Source organism: Pseudomonas idahonensis, assembly GCF_037903935.1.
GTDB classification, from domain to species: domain Bacteria; phylum Pseudomonadota; class Gammaproteobacteria; order Pseudomonadales; family Pseudomonadaceae; genus Aquipseudomonas; species Aquipseudomonas danubii.
Genome location: NZ_CP149586.1, coordinates 5319050 through 5343058, shown reverse-complemented (window position 1 = coordinate 5343058; position 24009 = coordinate 5319050). Strand labels below are relative to the sequence as shown.

The window sequence follows — 24009 nt, the reverse complement described above, 5'->3', positions numbered from 1 at the left end:
CTATAAAGCGCCAGCGCGGATTTTTCACCCTTCCGGGCACATTGTGCACAGCAAGCTTTCTCGCCACGAAGGAGTCGGCGGCGTAGGATAGCCGCCTGATTTTCCAGTCTTGTTATCGGAGTTGCCCATGAGCGCCGTCAATCGCGCAGCGGTGGAAGCCGTCCTTCGCCAATACACCGACCCTTACCTGAACCAGGACCCGGTCAGCGCCGGCTGCGTGCGCGACATCGACGTCCAGGGCGACCGGGTCACGGTCCGCATGGAACTGGGTTATGCCGCCGGCCTGTTCAAGAGCGGCTGGGCGCAGATGCTGCAACTGGCCATCGAGGGCCTGGACGGTGTGAGCTCGGCCAAGGTCGAGATCACCAGCGTGATCGCCGCGCACAAGGCCCAGGCGCAGATCCCGGGCCTGGCTAACGTCAAGAATGTGGTGGCGGTGGCGTCCGGCAAGGGCGGCGTGGGCAAGTCCACCACTGCGGCCAACCTGGCCCTGGCCCTGGCCCGGGAAGGCGCCAAGGTGGGGATTCTCGACGCTGATATCTATGGTCCGAGCCAGGGCATCATGTTTGGCATTGCCGAAGGCACCCGGCCGAAGATCAAGGACCAGAAGTGGTTCGTGCCCATCGAGTCCCATGGGGTCGAGGTCATGTCCATGGCCTTCCTCACCGACGACAACACGCCGATGGTCTGGCGCGGCCCGATGGTCTCCGGCGCCTTGCTGCAACTGGTGACCCAGACCGACTGGGGCAATCTCGATTACCTGGTGATCGACATGCCGCCGGGCACTGGCGATATCCAACTGACCCTGGCGCAGAAAGTCCCGGTGGCCGGTGCCGTGATCGTCACCACGCCGCAGGACCTGGCGTTGCTGGATGCGCGCAAGGGTGTCGAGATGTTCCGCAAGGTCAACATCCCGGTGCTGGGCGTGGTGGAGAACATGGCGGTGCACATTTGCTCGAACTGTGGCCATGCCGAGCATCTGTTTGGCGAAGGCGGTGGCGAGAAGCTGGCCAGTCAGTACGATGTTGAACTGCTGGCTTCGTTGCCGTTGTCGATGCTGATCCGCGAACAGGCCGATGGTGGCAAGCCGACGGTGATCGCCGAGCCTGAAAGCCAGATCTCCATGGTCTATCAGGAACTGGCGCGGCATGTCGGCGCGCGCATCGTCTTGCAGGAAGCCGCGGCGCCGGCGATGCCCAACATCACCATCAGCGACGACTGAAACCCTAAGACGGGTGAGTCATGTAGGAGCCGGCTTGCCGGCGAAGGCGCCCTCAAGATCGCTTTCGCCGGCAAGCCGGCTCCTACCGTTGCGATGACAGGATCAGACTCGCAGGCCGCCGTCCATTTCCAGGATGCGTCCGGTGTAGTAGTCGTTCTCGAAGATGTACGCCGCTGAATGGGCGATCTCTTCCGGTTTGCCCATGCGCTTGAGCGGAATGCCGGAAGTCATCTTCTCCAGGGCCTCAGGCTTCATGCCCAGGGTCATCTCGGTTTCGATAAAGCCCGGGGCAATGCCGGCCACGCGGATGCCATAGCGCGCCAGTTCCTTGGCCCAGGTCACGGTAGCTGCCGCTACGCCGGCCTTGGCCGCGGAATAGTTGGTCTGGCCGATATTGCCTGCGCGCGAGATTGACGAGATGTTGATGATTGCGCCGCTGTTGTTCAGCTCGATCATTTTCGCCGCCACCTCGCGGGTGCAGAGGAAGACACCGGTCAGGTTGACGTCGATCACCGCCTGCCACTGGGCCAGGCTCATCTTGGTCATCTCGCCGTCCTTGACCTTGACCAGCAGGCCGTCGCGCAGGATCCCGGCGTTGTTGATCAGGCCGTGGATGGCACCGAAGTCCTCGGCGACCTGGGCCACCATGTGGTTGACCTGTTCTTCATTGGCGACGTTGCACAGATAGGCTCGGGCTTCTACGCCGTGGGCCTTGCAGGCCGCGACCGCCTGGTCGAGTTTTTCCTGGTTCAGGTCCACCAGGGCCAGCCGTGCGCCCTTGGCGGCGAAATACTCGGCCATGGAGCGGCCCAGACCTTGGCAACCGCCGGTGATAATGATTACTTTGTCAGTGAGTTGCATTCGCATGTCCCGCTAGCAGGTCTTGAGGGGTGGTCCTTTTGGGGGAACCTCGGCTGGCTGCCGGACCTGGCCTGGCTGCAGAAGAGAATTGCCCCGTTGGCGTAGCTGGAACAATGCTCCAGGCGCCCGTCCGTTTTCGACGGATTCTAAAGAAGGAGTCATAAAGTGAGCGTTGAAGCTGCCAAGAATGCACGAGAATTGCTGCTCAAGGAATACCGCGGCGTGTTGTCGACGCACTCCAAGGCCATGCCGGGTTTTCCCTTTGGGTCCGTAGTGCCTTATTGCCTGGATGCCGAGGGGCGACCGCTGATTCTTATCAGCCGCATTGCCCAGCACACCCACAATCTGCAGAAGGATTCCAAGTGTTCGCTGCTGGTGGGCGAGCGCGATGCCGACGACGTGCAAGCAGTGGGGCGCCTGACCTACCTGGCCGAAGCCGAGAAGCTTGAGGACCAGGACGCCATCGAGGCCGCCGCCGAGCGCTACTACCGCTATTTCCCGGAATCCCAGAACTACCATAAGGCCCATGACTTCGATTTCTGGGTGCTCAAGCCCGTGCGTCACCGCTATATCGGCGGTTTCGGCGCCATTCACTGGGTGGATCAAGTGGCCCTGGCCAACCCGTTCGCCGGCAAGGCCGAGCTGAGCATGGTGGAACATATGAACAGCGACCACGCCAAAGCTATTGCCCACTATGTGGAGTTGGCCGGACTGCCGCACAGCGAGCCGGCGCAACTGGCCGGAATCGACAGTGAAGGCATGCACCTGCGCATTGGCCAGGCTCTTTACTGGCTGCCCTTTCCAAGCCTTTGCAACACGCCGACACAAGTGCGCGAAGCCCTGGTTTTTCTGGCCCACGCCGATCAATGGCCGAAAAATCCGGCACCGGGTGCTTGAATTCACGAATTGGCGACGTCATTTACGGTCTACTGGAAGGCATTCTTCCGCAGAGGAAACCATTTGATGCGCCCTTTTCTGTTGCTCTTTTTACTGTTCCCGGTGCTGGAGCTGTTCGTCTTCGTCAAGGTCAGCGCGGCCATCGGGTTTTTCCCGGCACTGCTGCTGATCATTCTCGGTTCGATGCTCGGTGTGCTGGTGTTGCGCGTGGCCGGTCTGGCCACGGCACTGCGTGCTCGTGAAAGTCTCAATCGCGGCGAGCTGCCGGCTCAGCAGATGCTCGAAGGGCTGATGCTGGCCCTGGGTGGCGGCCTGCTGATCCTGCCGGGGTTCATCAGCGATGTATTCGGCCTGCTGATGCTGCTCCCTATCAGTCGTCGTCTGCTGGCCAATAAAATGCGCCAGCGTGCCGAGGAGCAGGCCCTGCGCCAACGCGCCTTTGCCGATGACATGCGTGCGGCCCGTGGCGGCCCGGCGCCGCAACAGCCGTTGGGCCGTGAGCCCAATGTCATTGAAGGTGAGTTCGAGCACCGAGATTCTTGATAACTGGCCTCAAACACACGGCACCTTCGGGTGCTGTGTTCGTTTTAACCCGGGTGATGTAAAAAATTTCATCAGCCAGCCCTTGTAATAACCTTATGCGCCCTTATGTAACGGTCACCGCAAGGTTTCTGGTGCTGACACCAGACAGACTTCCGCGGCTCGCTCGTCGAGCCGCACCCGGCAAAGCCGGATTTGCTAACCCGCCGGTATCGACACCGGCCGTTGAAAACCACAATTAGGAGAGATCGACAATGAAGCTTCGTCCTCTGCATGACCGCGTCGTCATCCGTCGCAGCGAAGAAGAATCGAAAACTGCTGGCGGCATCGTTCTGCCTGGTTCGGCTGCTGAAAAACCTAACCGTGGCGAAATCGTCGCTGTAGGTACCGGCCGTGTGCTGGACAACGGTGAAGTACGTGCGCTGGCCGTGAAAGTGGGTGACAAAGTGGTGTTTGGCCCGTACTCCGGCAGCAACACCGTGAAAGTCGATGGCGAAGATCTGCTGGTAATGGCTGAGAACGAGATTCTCGCCGTTATCGAAGGCTGATTTCCCACGTATTTCCCCGCTACTACACAGTATTTAAGGAATATCGATCATGGCTGCTAAAGAAGTTAAATTCGGCGATTCCGCCCGCAAGAAAATGCTCACTGGTGTCAACGTTCTGGCTGACGCAGTAAAAGCGACCCTGGGCCCGAAAGGCCGTAACGTGATCATCGAGAAGAGCTTCGGCGCTCCGACCATCACCAAGGACGGCGTTTCCGTAGCCAAAGAAATCGAGCTGAAAGATCGCTTCGAAAACATGGGCGCGCAGCTGGTCAAAGACGTTGCCTCCCGTGCCAACGATGACGCTGGCGACGGCACCACCACCGCCACCGTTCTGGCTCAGTCGATCGTCAACGAAGGCCTGAAAGCCGTCGCTGCCGGCATGAACCCGATGGACCTGAAACGCGGTATCGACAAGGCCACCATCGCCATCGTCAAAGAGCTGAAAGGTCTGTCCAAGCCATGCGCTGACTCCAAAGCCATCGCTCAGGTCGGCACCATCTCCGCCAACTCCGACAACTCCATCGGCGACATCATTGCCGAAGCCATGGAAAAAGTCGGTAAAGAAGGCGTGATCACCGTTGAAGAAGGCTCGGGCCTGGAAAACGAACTGTCGGTTGTAGAAGGCATGCAGTTCGACCGTGGCTACCTGTCCCCTTACTTCATCAACAAGCCGGACACCATGGTCGCCGAACTCGACGGCCCGCTGATCCTGCTGGTGGACAAGAAGATCTCCAACATTCGCGAAATGCTGCCAGTGCTGGAAGCCGTTGCCAAAGCCGGCCGCCCACTGCTGATCGTGGCTGAAGACGTTGAAGGCGAAGCCCTGGCGACTCTGGTTGTGAACAACATGCGTGGCATCGTCAAAGTCGCTGCCGTCAAGGCACCGGGCTTCGGCGACCGTCGCAAGGCCATGCTGCAGGACATCGCCGTTCTGACCGGCGGTACCGTGATCTCCGAAGAGATCGGCCTGAGCCTGGAAAGCACCACTCTGGAGCACCTGGGTAACGCCAAGCGCGTGATCCTGTCCAAAGAAAACACCACCATCATCGACGGTGCTGGCGTTGAAGCGGACATCCAGGCTCGTGTGACTCAGATCCGTCAACAAGTGGCCGACACTTCGTCCGACTACGACCGTGAAAAACTGCAAGAGCGTCTGGCCAAGCTGTCCGGCGGCGTTGCAGTGATCAAGGTTGGCGCTGGCTCCGAAGTTGAAATGAAAGAGAAGAAAGCCCGCGTTGAAGACGCCCTGCACGCGACCCGTGCAGCCGTTGAAGAAGGCGTGGTACCTGGCGGTGGCGTAGCCCTGATCCGTGCTCTGCAAGGCATCAAGGACCTTAAAGGCGACAACGCCGATCAGGACGTGGGTATCGCTGTTCTGCGTCGCGCGATCGAAGCCCCACTGCGTCAGATCGTTGCCAACTCCGGCGACGAGCCAAGCGTGGTGGTGGACAAGGTCAAGCAGGGCGCTGGTAACTTCGGTTACAACGCTGCCACCAGCGAATACGGCGACATGATCGAAATGGGCATCCTGGACCCAACCAAGGTGACCCGTTCCGCGCTGCAAGCTGCATCGTCCATCGGCGGTCTGATCCTGACCACCGAAGCCGCTGTTGCTGAAATCGTGGAAGACAAGCCGGCAGCTGGCGGCATGCCAGACATGGGCGGCATGGGTGGCATGGGCGGCATGATGTAAGCCAGCCTTACCCCCGTACTGAAAAAGCCCCGCCGGTGAAAACCGGCGGGGCTTTTTTGTGCCTGAAATTGAGGGGCGCCTGTCGGTGCCGCCTTTGGCATGGACTGAGAATGGCCAGGCCCTTGCCGTCGAACAGTCCCAGGTGTTGGTGGTTGCCCACCAGGAGCGCAGTGGCCGTGGGGTGTCTTGCAACAGTTCCAGGACGCTCGATTCGTCGTTCAGGTTCAACAACCCAACAGCGCTGGCGCGGCGAACATCCACTGAGTTCTGGCCAATGAAACGCATTGGCTCATTCTGCTTGGCGGGTAAGCCAGGAAGTGGCTGTTCCTGTCTGTTTCTTGTCGGCAAACGGTCGGCAGTCTGGGCTTGCCCCTGTAGTCAGGTTGTGAGCCAGCGGTGAAAAATTTGTTAAGCCATTGAAGGGGTGAAAAGTGCCCCAGGAGCGGTCAGACAAGGCTGGCGGCGAGTCGGACTTGGCCTTAAGCTGCGCGAGCCAAGACGGCCCTAACTGTGTGCGGAGAGAGTGCCGATGCGAATTCTACTGGTCGAAGACAACCGCGATATTCTCGCCAACCTGGCGGATTACCTGGGACTCAAGGGCTATACCGTGGACTGCGCCCAGGATGGTCTGTCGGGGTTGCACCTGGCTGCCACCGAGCATTACGACCTGATCGTGCTCGACATCATGCTGCCAGGGATCGACGGCTACACCCTGTGCAAGCGCCTGCGCGAAGATGCCCGGCGCGATACCCCAGTGATCATGCTCACGGCCCGCGACCAGTTGGATGACCGGCTTCAGGGCTTCAAGTCCGGGGCCGACGACTATCTGCTCAAGCCATTTGCCCTGTCCGAACTGGCCGCGAGGATCGAGGCGGTGATGCGCCGTACCCAGGGCGGTGGTCGTCGAGCGCTGCAGGTCGGTGACCTCAGTTATGACCTCGATACCCTGGAAGTCACCCGCGAAGGGCGTCTGCTCAAGCTCAACCCGGTGGGCCTCAAGCTGCTGGCAGTGTTGATGCAGAAGAGCCCCCATGTGTTGCGCCGGGAAATCCTCGAAGAGGCCCTGTGGGGCGATGACTGTCCGGACAGTGACAGCCTGCGCAGCCATGTCCACCAACTGCGCCAGGTGATCGACAAGCCGTTCGCCAAGCCGTTGCTGCACACCGTGCACGGTGTCGGCTACCGGTTGGCCGAGGGTCGTGATGGAGTTTAAGCAGAGCCTTGCCCAGCGCATCATCATCGCCTTTGCCTTGATGAGCGCACTGGTGGCGGGGGCTTTCGCCATGGGCATCGTGGCGACCGTGCATCTGGTGGAGGAGAAACTCATCTCCGCCGGCCTTGGTGGCGATCTGCAACGCCTGTTGCTGATGGATAACGTTGCCGACTGGAATCACCGCCCCGAGCCCGACCAGCTGTTCTACTACAGTGGCGGGCGCGGCGACTTCGAGTTGCCCAAGGACCTGAGGCATCTGGACCCAGGCTTCCATGAAGTGTTTCGCGAGCAGCTGTCCTATCACGCCATGGTTGAAGTGGTGGATGGCCGGCGTTATGTGCTGCTGCAGGATCAGAGTGATTTCGAAGAGCGCGAGCGGGTGCTGTTCGCGGTGGTGCTGGTGGGCTTTGTCCTCAGCCTGGCGCTGGCGGTGTTCCTGGGTTGGGTCTTGGCGCGTAGGGTGATGGCACCGGTGGTTCGTCTGGCTCGCCAGGTCCGTCACCGCGATCAATTGCTGGGCCTGGCCCCGCCCCTGGCGCCGGATTATGCGGCGGATGAGGTGGGCGAGTTGGCGATCGCCTTCGATGCGACGCTGGGACGTCTGCGCCAGGCTTTAAGCCGTGAGCGGCTGTTCACCAGTGACGTCAGCCATGAACTGCGAACGCCGCTGATGGTTCTGGCCACGTCCTGCGAGCTGCTCCTGGAAAACCCTGGGCTTGATCCCCGTGGACGATCCCAGGTCGAACGTATTGCCCGGGCCTGCGACGAAATGCGTGAGCTGGTGCAGACGTTCCTGATGCTGGCCCGGGCCCAGCGAGAAGATGCCAGCATGTCGCCGCAACTGACGTTGACCCAGGCTGCCAAGGACCTGATCGGGGTGTGGCGCGAATTCATCGAAGCCAAGGGTATCGAGCTGATCTTCGAGCCGGGGCAACCGGGTGAGACTCGCTACAACGCCACCTTCCTGCATGCGGTGATGGGCAACCTGTTGCGCAATGCCTTGCACTACACCGAACAGGGATTTATCCGCCTGAGCCTGGTGGCGGATGGATTTGTCGTCGAGGACAGCGGCGTGGGCATTCCCGAGGAAAAACGCGAGGCGATGTTCCAGCCCTTTGTCCGTGGCGATGAAAAACGCGGTGAGGGCCTGGGGCTGGGCTTGTCCCTGGTCCAGCGCATCTGCGAGAACCAGGGCTGGAGCGTCACTCTCAGTACCATGACCCCCAATGGCTGTCGTTTTCACGTTCAGCTCCCCCCTTCCAAGGCTTGAATACTCTTGCCAGGCCCTGTTTTGCAGGGCCACTCGCTTGTCGATTTTTCTTCTGAAGTGGCCCCAGGCCATTGCCTGCTGCCTGTAAAACTCTGAAATATTTCATCGTTGGACGGTACGAAGTTTTCACAAGGGGATGACCTGTCGCTGACACGTCGCTGCCTAAGGTGGCGCCATCAGTTGCAGGAGACTTTGATGATGGCGACACCGATCAAGCTGGAATTTTCCGACAAGTACGATGCCCAACATGCGCAGCAATACCTGCTCAAGCACCAGCAAGGACTGGCACGACAGTTGTCCCACAAGCGTGATGAACAATTGGCTCGCGCTGCGCTGGCCCTGGCGGGAGAGCCGGGCCTGGTGCTGGACCTGCCGTGTGGCACGGGCCGTTTCTGGCCGCTGCTGACCGAAAAGGCCAATCGAGTCATTGTTGGCGCTGACAATTCAGCGGCTATGCTCAGCACCGCTACGGTGGCGCAACCGGCCGACGTGGTGAAACGGGTACGAGCCTTGCAAACGTCTGCGTTTGCCATCGATTTACCGGACAACGCTGTGGACTGCATTTTTTCCATGCGGTTGCTGCACCACATCGGCGAGGTCGAGCATCGGATGGCGCTGCTACGGGAGTTTCAGCGGGTTACCCGTGACAGCGTGATTATCTCGCTATGGGTCGATGGCAATTTCAAGGCCTGGAAGCGCAAGCGTATGGAGCGCAAGCGGCTGTCCGAAGGTGGGCAGGAGGGTTACCAGAATCGTTTCGTGTTACCGGCGGCTACGGTCGAAGAAGAGTTCAGGCAAGCCGGTTTTCGTGTCCAGGAGCATCTGGACTTCTTTCCGCTCTACGCCATGTGGCGAGTCTACGTATTACGCAAGAGGTAAGAGGATGGCTGTTGAATGTGCTTCGGAAATGGATGCCGTGCCCACAGATTGCTTCGAATACTTCTGGGACCAACAAGGTGAATGGGTCGAGCAACCCAATAAGCGTCGAGGCGGTGAGAGCGGCGTGCAGCGCCTGATCAGCGGCGGTCGTTTGCTCTATGCCAAGCGGCAGATCGGGCATATTCATCGCAGTTTTCTGCATCCTTTTGGCCGTCCGACTGTCCTGCGTGAGCGCGATGCCCTACAAGGCTTGCGTTCGCTGGATATAGAGGTGCCGGAACTGGTGTTCTGCGGCGCCCGGCGCGGCCCCGAGCACCAGTGGCAGGCCCTACTGGTGACCGCTGCGCTCGACGGCTTCGTGGAAATCGACAACTGGTATGCCGCAGGTGAGCGTGAACGCCACGGCGAAGCGTTGCACGAACGAGTGTTGCAGACACTGGCGCAGACCCTGGCGCGCATGCACAAGGGCCGTTGGCAGCATGGCTGCCTGTATTCCAAACATGTTTTCGTGCGAGTAGATGGCGAGGGCGAGCAGGCCCAGGTGAGGATTGCATTGCTGGATTTCGAGAAGTGCCGCCAGCGCCTGAGCAGCCGCCGGGCGGCGGCCCACGACCTCAAGCAACTGCGCCGCCATTCGTCGTGGAATGACACCGACTGGCAAAAGCTCTACTACCTTTATAGAACGGTGTTTGGCAGCTCCATCAAAGGTTTATAGCTATGAAGCTAGAAATTGCACGAGGTTTGTTCCTGGCAGGAGCCTTGGCAGTTGCTTCCTTGGCGATGGTTGTCTGGGAGCAGCCGCGAACGCAGGTTCTCAGCGCCGCTCAGGGTGAACATTGCCCATTGCCACGGGGGGCCAAGAGCTCGGTGGCGGTCAAGCCGGATCATGAACTGCTGCTGTTCATGTTCGGCATGAGCCAGGCGTTGAAGCCCCAGAGTTGAAGACCTGAAACTGCCACCTGAAGGCCTCGCATTGCGAGGCCTTTTGTTTGTCCCCGGCTCAGGCGTCCGGCTTGGCCAGCAGGGTGTAGATGCAGGGCAGGACGAAGAGGGTGAACAGGGTGCCGATGGACATGCCTGTGGCAATCACCGTGCCGATATCGAAGCGGCTGACTGCTCCGGCACCGCTGGCCAGGATCAGTGGCACCATGCCGAACACCATCGCCGCTGTGGTCATCAGTACTGGGCGCAGGCGAATGGACGCGGCTTGCTCCACCGCCTGTCGGGCGCTGAGTCCCTGGTCCCGGCGCAGTTGGTTGGCGAATTCGACGATCAGGATCCCATGCTTGCTGATCAGGCCGATCAGCGTCACCAGGCCGACCTGGGTGTAGATGTTCATGCTCGACCAGCCGAGAAACAGCGGGATCAGGGCGCCGCAGATCGACAGCGGCACGGTCACCAGAATCACCACCGGGTCGCGGAAGCTTTCGAACTGCGCCGCCAGTACCAGGAAAATGATCGCCAGGGCCAGGCCGAAGGTGACCCAGAGCGCGCTGCCTTCCTGGACGTACTGGCGGGCGGCGCTGGCATAGTCGAACGCATAGCCGGCGGGGGCCTCTTGCGTGGCGATCTGGCGCATGGTGTCGATGGCTTCGCCCATGCTGACCACGGGCACACCGGAAATGGTCGCGGCATTGAGTTGCTGGAACTGGTTCAACTGCCGAGGGCGGGCGCGGTCGCTGACTTTGATCAGGGTCGACAGCGGCAAGGCCTCACCCTTGCTGTTCTTCACGTAGTAGTTGTTCAGCCAGTCAGGGTTGTCCCGATAGGCGCGCTCCACTTGGGCGATCACTTTATAGCTGCGTCCGTCGATGGTGAAACGGTTGATTTCCGCCTCGCCGAGCAAGGTCGCCAGCGTACCCCCCAGGTCCTGCATGGTAACGCCCATCTGCGCCGCCTTGGCCCGATCGATGTCGACCACTACCTCGGGCTTGTCGAAGGCCAGGTCAATGTCGACAAAGGCGAATTTCCCCGACTCCATGGCGCGTTTCTTTACCCGGTTGGCCACCTCCAACAGGGACTCGTAATCGTTGGGGGTATTGATCACGAAGGCAAAGGGCAGGCCCTCGCCGGTGCCGGGCAAGGCTGGCAGGTTGAAACCGAAGACTTGCAGGCCGGCAATGCCTGCCAGTTTCTCCTGGACCTGAGGCAGGATTTGCATCTGGGTCTGTTGGCGCTGGTTCCAGGGCTTGAGCAGGAAGCCGCCGATCCCTGACTGCACTCCGTTGAAACCGTTGATCTGGAATGAGGAGTAGTACTCGGGGAACTCCTTGAAGATCGCCAGGAACTCATCGGTGTAGGCATTGAGGTACTCCAGGTTGGCCGGTTGCGGCGCCGTGGCCAGCATGAAAATGATGCCCTGGTCTTCGTCCGGTGCCAGCTCCGCCTTGGTGAACTTGAGCAGCAGGGGAATCAGGCACAGCACGATCAGTGCGAACACCAGTACGACGGGGCGGGTATCAAGGGTGCCGTGGAGCAGGCGCTGGTAGCGCTGCTTCAGACTGTCGAAAATCCGGTCCAGGCGATGGGACAGGCCGCTGGGGTTTTCCTCGCGGCGCAGCAACAGTGCACACATCATCGGTGACAGGGTCAGGGCGACGATCCCGGAAATCACCACGGCCCCGGCCAGCGTCAGGGCGAACTCCTTGAACAGGGCCCCGGTGAGTCCCTGGAGAAAACCAATGGGGGCGTAAACCGCCGCCAGGGTGATGGTCATCGATACTACCGGCATGGCGATTTCCCGCGCTCCTTCGATGGCCGCGTCCAGGGGGGACTTGCCCTCTTCGATGTGCCGATGGATGTTCTCCACCACCACGATGGCGTCGTCCACCACCAGGCCGATGGCCAGGACCATGGCCAGCAAGGTCAGCAGGTTGATCGAGTAGCCCATCAACTGCATGAAGAACATCACGCCGATCATCGACAGTGGAATGGTCACTACCGGGATCACCACCGAACGCAAGGCGCCAAGAAACAGGAACACCACCACAATCACGATCAATACTGCTTCGAACAGGGTCTTGAGCACCTCGTCGATGGAGGCCTGGATAAACAGCGTGGCGTCGTAGGCAATGTCTAATTTGAGGGTCGGAGGCAATTGCGCTTCCAGTTCCGGGAGCAGCTTGCGCACCTCTTTGATCACGTCCAGAGGGTTGGCTCCGGGGGTGGCCTTGATGCCGATGTAGACCGAGGGGACGCCGCCGAAGGAACTGATGGCGTTGTAGTTTTCCGCACCCATTTCCACCCGCGCCACATCCCTGAGCAGGACCCGGCTGTCGCCATCGGTTTTCAACGGGATAGCGGCGAACGCCTCGGCGGATTTCAGTTCGGTGTTGGCATTGATACTGGTGACGACGTACTCGCCCTTGACCTCGCCGGCGGCGGACAGAAAGTTGTATTGGCGCACGGCATTGCTCACGTCGCTGGCCGCCAGGCCATAGGCCGCCAGCTTCACCGGGTCCAGCCACAGGCGCATGGCGAACACCTGATTACCGAGGATCTCCGCCTCGGCCATGCCCGGCAGGGTCGCCAGCTTGGGCTGGATCACGCGCGACAGGTAGTCGGTGATCTGTGGGTTGTTCAGTTGCGGGCTGGAGAAGCTGATGTACATCAGCACCGAGGCGTCGGCTGCTTCTTTGCTCAACACCGGGTCTTCGGCTTGCTGGGGCAGCTTGTTCTTGACCTCGTTGGCCTTGGCCAGCAGTTCGGTGAACAGGCGGTCGCTGTTGGAGCCGATCCGGGCGTAGATCGAGATCACCGAGAAGTTCTGCCGGCTCACCGAGGTCATGTAGTCGATGCCTTCGGCGCTAGCCAGGCTCTGCTGCATGGGCTGGGTGATATAGCCCTGGATGGTTTCGGCATTGGCCCCGGGGTAGGCGGTGGTCACCGTGATCAGGGCGTTCTCCATCTGCGGGTACTGGCGCAAGGGCAGCTTGCTCCAGGCCTGGAACCCCAACAGCACAATCAGCAGGCTGACCACGGTCGCGAGCACCGGGCGGCGAATGAACGGATCGGTAAAGGCCATGGGGATTCCTTGATCAGTCGGCGCGGGGCTGGCTGTTCGGCTGTTCCGGTTGCAGCTTGTCCGGAGTGATGCTGATGTCGGCGCCGTTATCCAGTTTGATCTGACCGGCACTGACCACCTGTTCGCCCTTTTTCACGCCCTTGTTGATCATCACCAGGCCGCCGCGATGCTCGCCCGTGTCGACGAAGCGCCGCTCGGCGACCAGCAGCGGCTGGCCCTTGGGGTCTTTCTCCTGGCTGCCGTCGGCGGCTTTCTTTTGCGTTACCACATACACCGAGTTGCCGTAGAGGGAGTAGGTGAGGGTGCTTTCCGGCACCACGACCTTGAGCTGCGGATCGGGGAGCAATACTTGCAGGTCGGCGAACATGCCTGGCAGCAAGCGGCCTCCGGGGTTGGCCAGGGTGGCGCGTACCAGCACGTTGCGGGTGCTGTTCTCGACCTTGGGGTTGATGGCGCTGATGCTGCCGGGGAACGACTCTCCGGGGAACGCCGCAACGCTGAGTTCCACGGTCTGGCCCAGGCGGATCTTGGGCACCGATTGTTCCGGGATGTAGAAGTCCACGTACAGGCTGCTCAGGTCCTGCAGGGTGGCGATCACCGTACCGCTGGCCAGGAAGTCGCCGATATCCACCTGGCGGATGCCGATCGTGCCGGCAAAGGGGGCGAGAATGCGTTTCTTGGCCAGGGAGGCCTTGAGCTGGTTGACCGTGGCCTTGTTTTTTTGCAGCTGTGCCGAGAGTCGGTCGTACTCGCCCTTGGAAATCGCCTGGCTGCCCACCAGTTGGCTGCCGCGTCCGAAATCCAGCTGGGCCAGGCCGAGGTCGGCCTGGGCGGTTTCCAGCAGGGCGCTTTCCACCGCGCTGTCCAGGGTCAGCAATGGCTGGCCGGCCTTGACCTGCTGCCCGGATTCGAACTGCAGGTCCTTGACCGTACCGGCGACTTCCAGGCTGAGGTTGACCCCTTGCAGGGCCTTGAGGCTGCCGACACTGGGCAGCCGGCTTTGCCAGGGGCGCTCGTCGGCGGTAACCACCGCCACGCTGATCGGCGGCTTGGGGGCCGAGTAGACCTGGACCATCTTGTAGATCGAAAACGCCTTGTAGCCGGCCAGCAACAGCACGACCAACAGGACCACACCCAGCATGATCAGCATGCGGCGACGCAGCATATTCCGCTTCCTTGGAAAGCCCGGTAAACAAGCCCGGTAGACATTACTCCGAGTCGCGTGCGGGTTCCAGATGAGCGTCCTGTCGTTCAGCGAAGCTCCCGGCGCCAAGGCCGGGGAGGTTTTTTCAGATCAGATGCAGATGGTTGTCCCAGAGCCCTGCGGGCAGATCCAGCGGCTTTGCCACAATCTGTGTCTGACGACAGTCGTAGAAGCGGCAACGGCCTTGTCCCGACGTCACCACGAAGCCGTCGGCCACGGCGCCGACGCCGGCACAGTCTGGCAGGGGCGCATCGACCCGCACTGCGCCGCTGTCCAGGTCCCAGATGAAGAAGCGGTTGCCCCGGGGGGCGGTCAGGGCCACCAGGCGCAGGTCGCTGTGCACCGCGACGCTGGCGGTGTAGTGCCCCATGGCTTGCAGCTGCTGTTCGGGCACCGGGAAGGCCGCGAAGGGCTGGCCCGGACGCTTGATTGCCAGGAGTTCCGAGGGCTCGTGGGCGGCGCCCATGAACTGCTGGCCGGTGACGATGGTGCCGTCGCTGGCGATGCCCATGTGGCGCACGCTGTTCATCTGCTGGGCCAGGGTTTCCTTGCTCAACAGGGTGCCGTCGCGCTGCATCAGCACCAGGCTGGGCTCCATGGCATCGAGGTTCATCTCCACCCGGCTCTCGGCTTCAGTGCGGATGCCGCCATTGGCTACCACCAGGGTTTCACCGTCGGGCATCCACGACACCTGGTGCGGGCCGATACCGTGGGTGGACAGCTCAGCGCTGTGCACCAGGCGCTCGCCTTCGAAGCGATACACCCCGAGCAGGCCGCGGCCGGGGTCCCGGGTGTCGTTCTCGGTGGCGTACAACCACTGGCCATCCTTGTGGATCACCGCATGGCCGTAGAAGTGCCGGTCAGGTTGCGAGGTCACGGTCTGCAGCAGCGCGCCGTTGCGCAGGTCGATCAGGTAACTCTCGGTGCCCGGGCGCCGGGCCACGAACAGGGCGATCGGCAATTGCGGGTGATTGATGATGTCATGGCAACGCTGGCCGACCTGGGTGGCAAACACCTGTTTACCGTCCAGCTGATAACCGACGGCGTAATGCTTGCCGTCACCATCGTCCCTGGCCGAAAGCAGCAAGGGCTGTTTGCCCTTTTGCTTGAACAGCGTCCAGCCGCCCAAGGTCACCGCACTGAGCAGCAGGCTGCCCAGAACCAAAGCCTGACGTCGCAGCATCATCAGTCACCGTCGTTGGCGTTGAAGCCCAGTTGGATACCCAGCGCCTTGGCCAGTTCGCCTTCGTGCAGGCGGTGGACCACGTTGAGGCTGTCGTACAGATCATTGAGCTGCTGGCGCCCGGCGTCGTCACCGAGCATTTCGGTCAGCGAGCGCTGGGTACTGGCGAAGAGTTTCAGCGAGGCGGCGTATGCAGCGTCGATCTTGTCGGCCAGGGGCTTCTGATCGGCTGGCAACAGGCCGCGCAGGCCCTTGTTGTCGACTCCGGCCCAGACCGTCTGAGCAGCGCTGAGGCTGGCCTCAAGGCCTTGCAGGGACGACTGGCTGCGCCAGGCGTCGGCCTGGAACGGCTGGGGAATGCCCTTGGTCTGGCGGCCCATCGGCGTGCCGAGCTTCTTCTTCAGGGTATCCAGGGCAGTGACCTGGACCCGCAGCAAATCAGCGATGGCTTCATGGGAGTCGGCGTAGCGCTGGTTGGGGAACTTGCTCATCTGCGCGAGCATGCCGTCGTTGGTATTCCAGCCCGCCAGGATTTCTTCCGCCAGTTGTTTCTGACGTTCACCGATGGCGGTCAACAGTGGGCAGTAGCGAGCTTTCTGTGCGCTGTCGGCCATGTCGATCTTGCTGTCGAACAGGATGTACTCGTAGGCCGATAGGCCTTGCACCACCACACTGGACTTGGCCAGGGCCGCGGCATCGATCTGCGCATTGGCGCTGACCAGTTGTTCGACCTGGCGGCCTACCAGGTTTTTCTTGTCCGGCCAGAACTGCACTTGCCAGGCGCGGTTGCCCTCGGCCAGCGGGCCGATCAGCAGCGGTTGTAGCTCGGCCCAGGCCTTTTGTGCGTGGAGGAAGTCGGCACGGGCAGTGTCCAGGCTTTCCTTGCCTTCGCAGAAGGCCAGGGCGCTGATGGCCAGCTGGCGGTCAGCGTCGACCCAACGGCTGTAGGTCGGCAGGATCACCTGCTTGGCGATAGCGGCCGAGGTCACGGCTTGTGGGTCCTGGGGCGAGCAGGCGCCCAGGGCGAGTGCGGCAAGGCTGGTGAACAGCAGTTTGGGGCGGAACATGTTCGGGCTCCCTTTATTGTGGAGAAAGCAGATAAGACGAATGTTTATAGCGAATTCAAAAAGGCCAGCAGCGCGGCACGCTGCTCGGCATTGAAGGCGAGAACCTGTTGCTTCGCGCCCTCGGCTTCGCCGCCATGCCACAGCACCGCCTCCATCAGGTTGCGGGCGCGGCCGTCATGCAGGAACTGGGTGTGGCCACTGACGGTTTCCGTCAGGCCGATGCCCCACAGGGGCGCAGTGCGCCAGTCGCGGCCACTGGCCTTGAACTCAGTGCGGTGGTCCGCCAGGCCCTCCCCCATGTCGTGCAGCAGCAGGTCGCTGTAGGGGCGTATCACCTGATTGGCCAATTCGGGTTCGGCGGCGTTGGCCGCAGTGGTGAAACTTGGGGTGTGGCAAGACTGGCAGCCGGCCTGGAAGAACAGGTTCTTGCCGGCCAGGACCTGGGGCGAATCGACATCGCGGCGCGCCGGTACCGCCAGGTTGCGAGTGTAGAACAGCACCAGGCGCAGGATGTTGTCGCTGACTTCTGGCTCACCGTCCGGACCATTGCCGTTGGGGGCCTGCTTGCAGGCGGTTTGCGCGTCGGTGCAGTCATCGAAGGGCCTCAGGCGGGTGGTCAGGCCCATATCACCAGAGAACGCGTGAACATTTTGTTGATTGAGGTTGGGTTGGCCGGCTTTCCAGCCAAAACGCCCGAGTACGGTCTTTTGCTGGGCGTCATCCCAGACCCAGTTGGGCCGTCCGGCAATGGCCTTACTGCCGGCAGCGGGCCGAGCGTTGGCCAGGATTGCCGCTTCGGGAATGGCCTCCAGCAACCCCAGGCCGATCATCGGCGGCGCCACTCGGGCGGAGAACTGCGTCTCGGGGTGCATTGGGCCGTAGCCCAGGTCCGTGATCCGCAGCCTGGGTTTGCGCAACTCCACCTGGGTGCCGTCCTTGAACCGTACGGGCAGCGGATCGTAATCGACCCGTACTCGGCCTTCGGGGGCGACTCCGGGAATCGCCATGTCTTGCAACTGGCCGCCATACACCGGTTCCGGCACCACGCCGACCTGCTCAATGACCTTGGCGTAGGCCGGGGTATCCGGAATCGACAGGCGCACCAGCATCGACACCGCGTTCAGTGCATCCGGCGCGGGCGGATGGCCGCGGCCGTCCTTGACGTGGCAGTTCTGGCAGGCATTGGTGTTGAACAGCGGGCCGAGGCCGTCACGGGCGGTGGTGGTGGAAGGGGCGATCACCCAGGGGTTGCGGAAAAAACTGTTGCCGACGCTGAAGTCCAGGCGTCGGGTCGGTGGCAGGTTGGCCGATGGCAGGGAGAAGGCATTGCGATCGGCCTTGTTGACCGTGGTCGCGCCGCCGGCCCGGGCTTCCCCCGGTTCGGCCTGGGTAAAGCGCGGAGCGTCATCGCAGGCACTCAGGCTCAAGGCCATGAGTAGAGCGGACCAGCGAAGCAGCGACGGGGGCATCGGACATCCTGCAAGACGAGCAAAACAAGGGCGCAAAGTCTAACAGGGCCGCTTGGATTGAATAAGAGGAATTATCGTTTGGTTTGACCCAGGACAAGCTGGCCGGGAAGCGTCCAGGCGCCTTAAACGCAGCACCACGGGCACAAAAAAGGCGACCCGCAGGTCGCCTTTTGGCTGAAGCCGCGCTGATCAGAACTCGTGATCGGCGTTGTCCGGGTTCAGGTCGCTGATGCCCAGCTTGCCCGCAGCCTGTTCGATCGAGCCGGTCTGCTTGACCAGGGCGGCGATGGCGTCGCGCACGATCTGGTTGCCGGACTCGTTGCCCGCCGCGATCAGTTGGTCGTAGTGCTCACCCTTGTTGGCGTGGTCGACCATGACCTGGATCTTGGCTTCGGTGGCGGCCAGGTCGGCTTTCAGGGCAGCGTCGGCTGCCGGGTCGGCCTTGGCCACCAGGGACGACAGACTGGCGCCGGTCATCTTGCTGCCGTCGACACGGGTGTACTCGCCCAGGTAGACGTTGCGGATGCCCTTGGCATCGTAGAAGTGCGAGTTGTGGGTGTTGTCGCTGAAGCAATCCTGCTCATCTTCAGGGGAGTTGGCTTCCAGGGATACCTTCATCCGCTCGCCCGCCAGTTCGCCCAGGGACAGGCTGCCCATGCCGAACAGCATCTTGCGCAGGCCGGTCTCGGCCGGTTCGGCTTCCAGGGTGGCGCGGTAGTTGTCGGCCACATCCGGCTTCCAGTTGCCGACCATTTCTTCCAGGTCGTTGACCAGCAGTTGGGTCACGGCCTTCAGGTAGGCGCGACGACGCTCGTTGTGGCCGCCGGTGGCACCGGCACCTTCCAGGTAGTCGGAAGCAGGGCGGGCGCCGGCGCCAGGGCCGGTGCCGTTCAGGTCCTGGCCCCAGAGCAGGAATTCGATGGCGTGGTAGCCGGTGGCGACGTTGGCCTCGGCACCGCCCAGCTCGTTCAGGCTGGCGAGGGTTTCCGGGGTGATGTCTTTCACGTCGACCTTGTCTTCGCCGACCTGGATCTGGGGGTTGGCGATGATGTTGGCGGTGGCGCCCGGGTTGCCCAGTGCGTGCTCGTAGCTCTTGTCGACGTAGTCGATCAGGCCTTCGTCCAGTGGCCAGGCGTTCACCTGACCTTCCCAGTCATCGATGATGGTGTTGCCGAAGCGGAACACTTCGCTCTGCAGGTAAGGCACGCGAGCGGCAACCCAGGCAGCCTTGGCGGCTTTCAGGGTGTCGTCGTTGGGCTTGGCGAGGAAGGCATCGATGGCGGTTTGCAGGGTTTTCGCGGTGGATTCGGAGTCGCTGTAAACGGCGAATACCATGTCGGCGTAATGCGCGACTACAGCCTTGGCTGCGGCTTCGTCGACCTTGCCGGCAGCGTCATTGGCTGGGGTGGCAGTGCTGGCGGCCGGGGTCGGCGCTTGAGCGGCAGCCTTGTCGTCTTTGCCTTCGCCGCAGCCGGCGAGGGAAATAGCGATGGCCAACAGACTGGCGGTAGCCAGAGGCATACGAATCATGGCGAACATCCTGCTTCGAGAGGGGGAGTGGACGGCGCTGGGGGCGCGCAAAACTGCAACATAATGCGAAAGATTTGCATTATGTGTAAAGGGTCGCGCTTGTAAATATTTCTTATTCAGAAGGGGACTGCGCCAGGTCAAGCCGGCCAGTGCTCTGTTTAGGTCAGAGGATCACCGCGTTGCTGCGCTGCGCCTGTTTCAGGTAGGCGCTCAACTCCCGCGCCGGCAGGGGTTTGCTGTAGTGATAGCCCTGACCTTCATGGCAGCCTTCGGAGATGATGTAAGCCTCCTGTTCGGCCGTTTCCACGCCCTCGGCGATCACCTGCATGCCCAGGCTTTTACCCAGCTGGATAATGGCGCGCACGATGGTCGCATCGTCGTCGTCATCCAGCAGATCCTGGACGAAGCTCTTGTCGATCTTGATCTTGTCCAGGGGCAGGCTTTTCAGGTAACTCAGGGACGAATAACCGGTGCCGAAATCGTCGATGGCGATCAGCGCTCCGGAGCGTCGCAGGCTCAGCAGGTGCTGGGCGGCGGTGCTGATGTCTTCCATCAGGCCGGTTTCGGTGACTTCCAGTTCCAGGCTGCGCGGTGGCAGGCGGTAGATCTGCAGCAGGTTGTTGACCACCCGTGGCAGTTCGGCGTGGTGCAGTTGCACCGTGGACAGGTTGACCGCCATACGCAGGTCGCTGAAGCCCATGTCGTGCCATTCGCGCAGTTGGCGGCAGGCCTGATCCAGGACCCATTCGCCGATGGCGATGATGGTGCCGTTCTGCTCCGCCAGGGGAATGAACAGGTCCGGCGGCACCAGGCCGTGTTCCGGGTGTTGCCAGCGAATCAGCGCCTCGACCCCCACCACCCGGTGGTCGCGATAGCTGATCTGTGGCTGATAGACGAGGAAGAACTGCTCCCGGGTCAGGCCTTCACGCAGGTCCTTCTCCAACTCCCGGCGCCGGCGCATTTCGCTGTCGACGCTGGCGATATAGAACTGATAGCGATTGCGTGACCGGCTCTTGGCCAGGGTCATGGTCTGTTCGGCTTTTTGCAGGAGTTTTTCCGTGCTGTCGCCGTCTTCCGGGAACAGGGTGATGCCAATGGTGGCGCGCAGGCGGATTTCCTGATGATCGAGGGCGAAGGTGGCCTCCAGGTCGTCGAGGATGCTTTGTGCCAGTTCTGCGGCTTCATAGGGTTGTTCGATATCGGCCTGGACCAGGGCGAACTGATCGCCACCCAGGCGAGCCAGGGCTCCGAGGCGGCCACTGTGGCCGCGCAGGCGATCGGCCAGGGCCAGCAGCAGTTGGTCGCCGGTCTGGTAGCTGAACTGTTCGTTGATGCCCTTGAAGTCATCCAGGCCGACACACAGTACTGCCACCCGGCGTTGCAGGCGTCCGGCGTCCACCAGGATCTTGTCCAGTTGCTGCTGCAGTTGCTGACGGTTCGGCAGGCCGGTCAGGAAGTCGTACTGGGCCATGCGCAGCAGGCTGTTTTCCGCTTCGTGGCGCAAGTGGGTGTTGCGCTCGATGGAGGCCAGCAACTGGTTGGCGGTGATGATCCAGATTCCCAGTTCGTTTTTTTCGTGCCCCTTGAGCAGTGGCAACTGGTGTTCGCTGGGGCGGTCGGGATTGATGGTAGTCAGGTGCTCGATGATTCGCGACAGCGGTTTGGTCAGCAACCAGTGATAGACCAGGTACAGCACCAGGCCCATGGCCAGGGCGCGCAGGACGCCGGAGATGAAGATGATCACCGAGCTGATGATGAAGCCCTGGCCGTAGGTAGCGGTGTCGAGGGTGATGCTCAGGTCGCCGTAATACTCGCTGTAGGGGCCGCGGCCCACCAACTGGGTGGTGAAGGTGCGTTCCTGGCCAAGAATCAGATCAGTGAGCCAGCGACTGGAAGAGTGCTGCAGCTCGCGGGACTTTTCCGCGAGCATGGTTTCATTGGGGTGGCCAATGGAGGCCATGCGCACCGCATCATCCTGGAACAGGCCTTCAATGACTTGCATGCCCATTTCCCGGTCCAGGCTGTAGACCGCCTGTGTCGATGGGTCGCGAAACATGTCGAGAATGCGCTGGGCGTCGTTAGCGACCGCCTGCCGAGTCTTGTAGGCATCGAAGACGATCTGGGCACAGCTCAGGACTACGCCCACTATGAGTGCCGACAGCAGCACAACCCGGAGCAACTTCACCGACAAGCTGTTTTTGAGTTCCAGCTTCAAAGGGCTATTCCTTGTTCCGTGCGCGTAGCGTCAAGTTGCCATGAGTATTGGCAATCCCGTGTTGGCCGTCAAAGTGACATTAAGGCCGAGAACAGGACGTCTGCGGGCCAGGCCCGGGTGATCAGATTCAGGATTGCTCTTGCTGTGGATAGTGTGTCGGTAGCGACGCCTTGCAACTTGAGGGGCGGCGTTGATTTTTACATCAGATGAATCTTAGCGTCTCGGCTGGGCGGGACAAGATGCCGGCTTTGTCAGAGGCAAAAAAAACCCGGCCAGGCCGGGTTTTTTGCACTGCAAACGGACTTAAGCGACGAAGTTCTTGCCTTCGAACTGCTCAGCCACGAATTTCCAGTTGACCAGGTTCCAGAACGCTTCGACGTATTTAGGACGAACGTTGCGGTAGTCGATGTAGTAGGCGTGTTCCCAGACGTCGCAGGTCAGCAGCGGAGTGTCGCCGCTGGTCAGCGGGTTGCCGGCGCCGATGGTGCTGGCCAGGGCCAGGGAACCGTCAGCCTTCTTCACCAGCCAGCCCCAGCCGGAGCCGAAGGTGCCAACGGAAGTCTTGGTGAATTCTTCTTTGAACTTGTCGAACGAACCGAAGGCTGCGTTGATGGCCTCGGCCAGAGCGCCAGTAGGTTGGCCGCCGGCGTTTGGCGCCAGGCAGTTCCAGTAGAAAGTGTGGTTCCAGACCTGGGCTGCGTTGTTGAAGATGCCGCCCGAAGAGGTTTTGACGATCTCTTCCAGAGTCTTGCCTTCGAACTCGGTGCCTGGCACCAGGTTGTTCAGGTTCACGACATAGGTGTTGTGGTGCTTGTCGTGGTGGTATTCCAGGGTTTCCTTGGAAATGTGCGGCTGCAGGGCGTCGTGTGCATAGGGCAGCGGCGGCAATTCGAAAGCCATGATGATTCTCCTAATCAGGTCAGTTGCGGTGAGCGCAAGGCCGATCACGGGCGGCCAGACAAGCGCCGGGGAGTTTGTACTCTTTGCGGCGCAGGGTTCGGATCATAGCACCGGGGGTGCGGCTTAACCACGCAACAACTGTGTGGGATAGAGGTTCCAGAGCCTTTTGGAATAAGTCACGCAGCGCTGATCAGCTGGAACGCCACGCTGAACATCATCACCGCCACCAGCAGGTCGAGAATCCTCCAGGTACTGGGGCGAGCCAGCCACGGAGCCAGCCAGGCGGCGCCCAGGGCCAGGGTGAAGAACCACAGCAACGAGGCGCTGGCGGCCCCCACCACGTAAGCGCCGGGCTCGGTTTGTTGCGCCCCCAGTGAACCGATCAGCAACACCGTATCCAGGTAGACGTGGGGGTTGAGCAGGGTGACCGCCAGGGCACTGAGCATGACAGCCCGCAGCGAACGCACGGTCTGGCCTTCGCCCTGTTGCAGGCTTTGTTTCGAGCAGGCCCGGCGCAGGGCCTGGGCGCCGTACCAGATCAGGAACGCCGCGCCGCCCCAGCGCGCCACGGCCAGCAGCATCGGGCTCTGGGTCAGGACGGTGGCCAGGCCGAACACCCCGGCGGCCACCAACAGGGCATCGCAGGTGACGCACAGTGCCGCCACCGGCAAGTGGTGTTCACGGCGCAGGCTCTGAGCCAGGACGAAGGCGTTTTGCGTACCGATGGCCATGATCAGGCCGGCGGCCACCAAGAGACCGTTTACATAGCTTTGCCACATGATTACTGCTCCTCGCCGGCGGCCAGTTTTTGCAGAACCTGCATGGCTCGTCGGGCATCCGCCTGACCGACAAACAGGTGATCGTGGTAGTAGCCGGCGATCACGTTGCAACTGATCCCGGCCTGGCCCAGGGCGCCAGCGAAGGCCGCTGTCAGGCCCACGGCTTCAAGGGCCGAATGCACGTTGAGGGTGATCCAGGCCGCCACGTAATCGAAGGCCAGGCCCAGGCGCTCGGCCTGTTGGCGCGGGAGGATAACCGTCAGTCCCTCGCGTTCGCGAAAGCTGCCCAGCACTTCGCAGTCCTGCAGCAGGCTGGGGTCAGTGAGAGAACAAAACACGTACTCGCCGTCGTTGAGCTGTGGGCTCATGCTGCGTAGCAGGGTAGCGAGGGAGGTTTCACCAGCCATGAACAAAATCCTTGAGCGAAGAAGCATTACAGAGGCTTTACGCTGGCTATTTTCTCGCTCCAGGCGGTATAAGAAAAACCAATAGTGCTGATCACTCATTAGGAAAAC

At 61.5% G+C, this 24009-nt stretch carries 21 protein-coding genes; 10 read left to right on the top strand and 11 right to left on the bottom strand.

The window, feature by feature from the left end:
- Positions 1 to 127: 127 nt before the first annotated feature.
- Positions 128 to 1222, top strand: a complete 1095-nt coding sequence (apbC, locus tag WIN67_RS24045; protein WP_300242288.1) for an iron-sulfur cluster carrier protein ApbC — start codon at positions 128 to 130, stop codon at positions 1220 to 1222.
- Between the two features lie 102 nt (positions 1223 to 1324).
- Here the strand turns inward: apbC and WIN67_RS24040 are convergent, their stop codons facing one another.
- Positions 1325 to 2083 carry an SDR family oxidoreductase gene (locus tag WIN67_RS24040; RefSeq protein WP_102860494.1) on the bottom strand — a complete coding sequence of 253 codons (759 nt, stop codon included), beginning with the start codon at positions 2081 to 2083 and terminating at the stop codon, positions 1325 to 1327.
- A gap of 165 nt (positions 2084 to 2248) precedes the next feature.
- On the opposite strand from WIN67_RS24040, the gene WIN67_RS24035 reads away from it, so the two are divergent.
- The 9 genes from WIN67_RS24035 to WIN67_RS23995 all read left to right on the top strand — a co-directional run bounded on the left by WIN67_RS24035 (position 2249) and on the right by WIN67_RS23995 (position 10065).
- Entirely contained in the window at positions 2249 to 2980 is a 732-nt protein-coding gene (locus tag WIN67_RS24035) for a HugZ family protein (RefSeq protein WP_102860495.1), read from the top strand.
- 66 nt (positions 2981 to 3046) lie between these two features.
- On the top strand, positions 3047 to 3523 hold the full coding sequence (locus tag WIN67_RS24030; protein ID WP_011063094.1) for an FxsA family protein: 477 nt from the start codon (positions 3047 to 3049) through the stop codon (positions 3521 to 3523).
- A 251-nt stretch (positions 3524 to 3774) separates the two neighbouring features.
- Complete coding sequence (locus WIN67_RS24025; RefSeq protein ID WP_011063093.1) at positions 3775 to 4068, top strand: co-chaperone GroES; 294 nt, start codon at positions 3775 to 3777, stop codon at positions 4066 to 4068.
- 49 nt (positions 4069 to 4117) lie between these two features.
- Positions 4118 to 5761 carry a chaperonin GroEL gene (gene groL, locus WIN67_RS24020; RefSeq protein WP_047288866.1) on the top strand — a complete coding sequence of 548 codons (1644 nt, stop codon included), beginning with the start codon at positions 4118 to 4120 and terminating at the stop codon, positions 5759 to 5761.
- Positions 5762 to 6290: 529 nt separating this feature from the next.
- Positions 6291 to 6974, top strand: a complete 684-nt coding sequence (gene colR / locus WIN67_RS24015) for a two-component system response regulator ColR (protein WP_047305857.1) — start codon at positions 6291 to 6293, stop codon at positions 6972 to 6974.
- Entirely contained in the window at positions 6964 to 8244 is a 1281-nt protein-coding gene (locus WIN67_RS24010; protein ID WP_102880736.1) for a sensor histidine kinase, read from the top strand. The genes colR and WIN67_RS24010 overlap by 11 nt, the downstream gene beginning before the upstream one ends.
- Positions 8245 to 8442: 198 nt before the next feature.
- On the top strand, positions 8443 to 9123 hold the full coding sequence (locus WIN67_RS24005; RefSeq protein WP_339071740.1) for a class I SAM-dependent methyltransferase: 681 nt from the start codon (positions 8443 to 8445) through the stop codon (positions 9121 to 9123).
- A gap of 4 nt (positions 9124 to 9127) precedes the next feature.
- Positions 9128 to 9838: a lipopolysaccharide kinase InaA family protein gene (locus tag WIN67_RS24000; protein WP_339070122.1), complete on the top strand. Its 711-nt coding sequence runs from the start codon at positions 9128 to 9130 to the stop codon at positions 9836 to 9838.
- A 2-nt stretch (positions 9839 to 9840) separates the two neighbouring features.
- Positions 9841 to 10065, top strand: coding sequence for a hypothetical protein (locus tag WIN67_RS23995; RefSeq protein WP_102880734.1), 225 nt, complete (start codon positions 9841 to 9843; stop codon positions 10063 to 10065).
- A 58-nt stretch (positions 10066 to 10123) separates the two neighbouring features.
- Here the strand turns inward: WIN67_RS23995 and WIN67_RS23990 are convergent, their stop codons facing one another.
- The 10 genes from WIN67_RS23990 to WIN67_RS23945 all read right to left on the bottom strand — a co-directional run bounded on the left by WIN67_RS23990 (position 10124) and on the right by WIN67_RS23945 (position 23901).
- Positions 10124 to 13147, bottom strand: coding sequence for a multidrug efflux RND transporter permease subunit (locus WIN67_RS23990; protein WP_253084611.1), 3024 nt, complete (start codon positions 13145 to 13147; stop codon positions 10124 to 10126).
- Positions 13148 to 13160: 13 nt separating this feature from the next.
- Entirely contained in the window at positions 13161 to 14312 is a 1152-nt protein-coding gene (locus WIN67_RS23985) for an efflux RND transporter periplasmic adaptor subunit (protein ID WP_339070121.1), read from the bottom strand.
- A 124-nt stretch (positions 14313 to 14436) separates the two neighbouring features.
- A complete protein-coding gene (locus WIN67_RS23980; protein ID WP_102860995.1) occupies positions 14437 to 15534 on the bottom strand; it encodes a DUF1513 domain-containing protein in 1098 nt (365 codons plus the stop codon).
- 2 nt (positions 15535 to 15536) lie between these two features.
- Positions 15537 to 16601 (bottom strand): imelysin family protein, encoded by a 1065-nt coding sequence (locus WIN67_RS23975; protein ID WP_102860502.1) that lies wholly within the window; start codon positions 16599 to 16601, stop codon positions 15537 to 15539.
- Between the two features lie 44 nt (positions 16602 to 16645).
- The gene (locus WIN67_RS23970) at positions 16646 to 18070 is read right to left on the bottom strand and encodes a di-heme oxidoredictase family protein (protein ID WP_339070120.1); all 1425 of its coding nucleotides are present in this window, start codon (positions 18068 to 18070) and stop codon (positions 16646 to 16648) included.
- 189 nt (positions 18071 to 18259) lie between these two features.
- The gene (locus WIN67_RS23965; protein WP_339070119.1) at positions 18260 to 19600 is read right to left on the bottom strand and encodes an imelysin family protein; all 1341 of its coding nucleotides are present in this window, start codon (positions 19598 to 19600) and stop codon (positions 18260 to 18262) included.
- A 163-nt stretch (positions 19601 to 19763) separates the two neighbouring features.
- Entirely contained in the window at positions 19764 to 21815 is a 2052-nt protein-coding gene (locus WIN67_RS23960; protein WP_110594897.1) for a putative bifunctional diguanylate cyclase/phosphodiesterase, read from the bottom strand.
- A 303-nt stretch (positions 21816 to 22118) separates the two neighbouring features.
- Positions 22119 to 22715 (bottom strand): superoxide dismutase, encoded by a 597-nt coding sequence (locus WIN67_RS23955; RefSeq protein WP_011063080.1) that lies wholly within the window; start codon positions 22713 to 22715, stop codon positions 22119 to 22121.
- 176 nt (positions 22716 to 22891) lie between these two features.
- Complete coding sequence (locus WIN67_RS23950; protein WP_102880727.1) at positions 22892 to 23494, bottom strand: LysE/ArgO family amino acid transporter; 603 nt, start codon at positions 23492 to 23494, stop codon at positions 22892 to 22894.
- Positions 23495 to 23496: 2 nt separating this feature from the next.
- Positions 23497 to 23901, bottom strand: coding sequence for an ACT domain-containing protein (locus tag WIN67_RS23945; protein WP_102860507.1), 405 nt, complete (start codon positions 23899 to 23901; stop codon positions 23497 to 23499).
- Between the last annotated feature and the right edge of the window lie 108 nt (positions 23902 to 24009).

Coding starts and splice junctions, on each gene's coding strand:
- apbC (WP_300242288.1), top strand. CDS start 128: ATGAGCGCCGTCAATCGCGCAGCGGTGGAAGCCGTCCTTCGCCAATAC.
- WIN67_RS24040 (WP_102860494.1), bottom strand. CDS start 2,083: ATGCAACTCACTGACAAAGTAATCATTATCACCGGCGGTTGCCAAGGT.
- WIN67_RS24030 (WP_011063094.1), top strand. CDS start 3,047: ATGCGCCCTTTTCTGTTGCTCTTTTTACTGTTCCCGGTGCTGGAGCTG.
- WIN67_RS24025 (WP_011063093.1), top strand. CDS start 3,775: ATGAAGCTTCGTCCTCTGCATGACCGCGTCGTCATCCGTCGCAGCGAA.
- groL (WP_047288866.1), top strand. CDS start 4,118: ATGGCTGCTAAAGAAGTTAAATTCGGCGATTCCGCCCGCAAGAAAATG.
- colR (WP_047305857.1), top strand. CDS start 6,291: ATGCGAATTCTACTGGTCGAAGACAACCGCGATATTCTCGCCAACCTG.
- WIN67_RS24010 (WP_102880736.1), top strand. CDS start 6,964: ATGGAGTTTAAGCAGAGCCTTGCCCAGCGCATCATCATCGCCTTTGCC.
- WIN67_RS24005 (WP_339071740.1), top strand. CDS start 8,443: ATGGCGACACCGATCAAGCTGGAATTTTCCGACAAGTACGATGCCCAA.
- WIN67_RS24000 (WP_339070122.1), top strand. CDS start 9,128: ATGGCTGTTGAATGTGCTTCGGAAATGGATGCCGTGCCCACAGATTGC.
- WIN67_RS23995 (WP_102880734.1), top strand. CDS start 9,841: ATGAAGCTAGAAATTGCACGAGGTTTGTTCCTGGCAGGAGCCTTGGCA.
- WIN67_RS23990 (WP_253084611.1), bottom strand. CDS start 13,147: ATGGCCTTTACCGATCCGTTCATTCGCCGCCCGGTGCTCGCGACCGTG.
- WIN67_RS23985 (WP_339070121.1), bottom strand. CDS start 14,312: ATGCTGCGTCGCCGCATGCTGATCATGCTGGGTGTGGTCCTGTTGGTC.
- WIN67_RS23980 (WP_102860995.1), bottom strand. CDS start 15,534: ATGCTGCGACGTCAGGCTTTGGTTCTGGGCAGCCTGCTGCTCAGTGCG.
- WIN67_RS23975 (WP_102860502.1), bottom strand. CDS start 16,601: ATGTTCCGCCCCAAACTGCTGTTCACCAGCCTTGCCGCACTCGCCCTG.
- WIN67_RS23970 (WP_339070120.1), bottom strand. CDS start 18,070: ATGCCCCCGTCGCTGCTTCGCTGGTCCGCTCTACTCATGGCCTTGAGC.
- WIN67_RS23965 (WP_339070119.1), bottom strand. CDS start 19,600: ATGATTCGTATGCCTCTGGCTACCGCCAGTCTGTTGGCCATCGCTATT.
- WIN67_RS23955 (WP_011063080.1), bottom strand. CDS start 22,715: ATGGCTTTCGAATTGCCGCCGCTGCCCTATGCACACGACGCCCTGCAG.
- WIN67_RS23950 (WP_102880727.1), bottom strand. CDS start 23,494: ATGTGGCAAAGCTATGTAAACGGTCTCTTGGTGGCCGCCGGCCTGATC.
- WIN67_RS23945 (WP_102860507.1), bottom strand. CDS start 23,901: ATGGCTGGTGAAACCTCCCTCGCTACCCTGCTACGCAGCATGAGCCCA.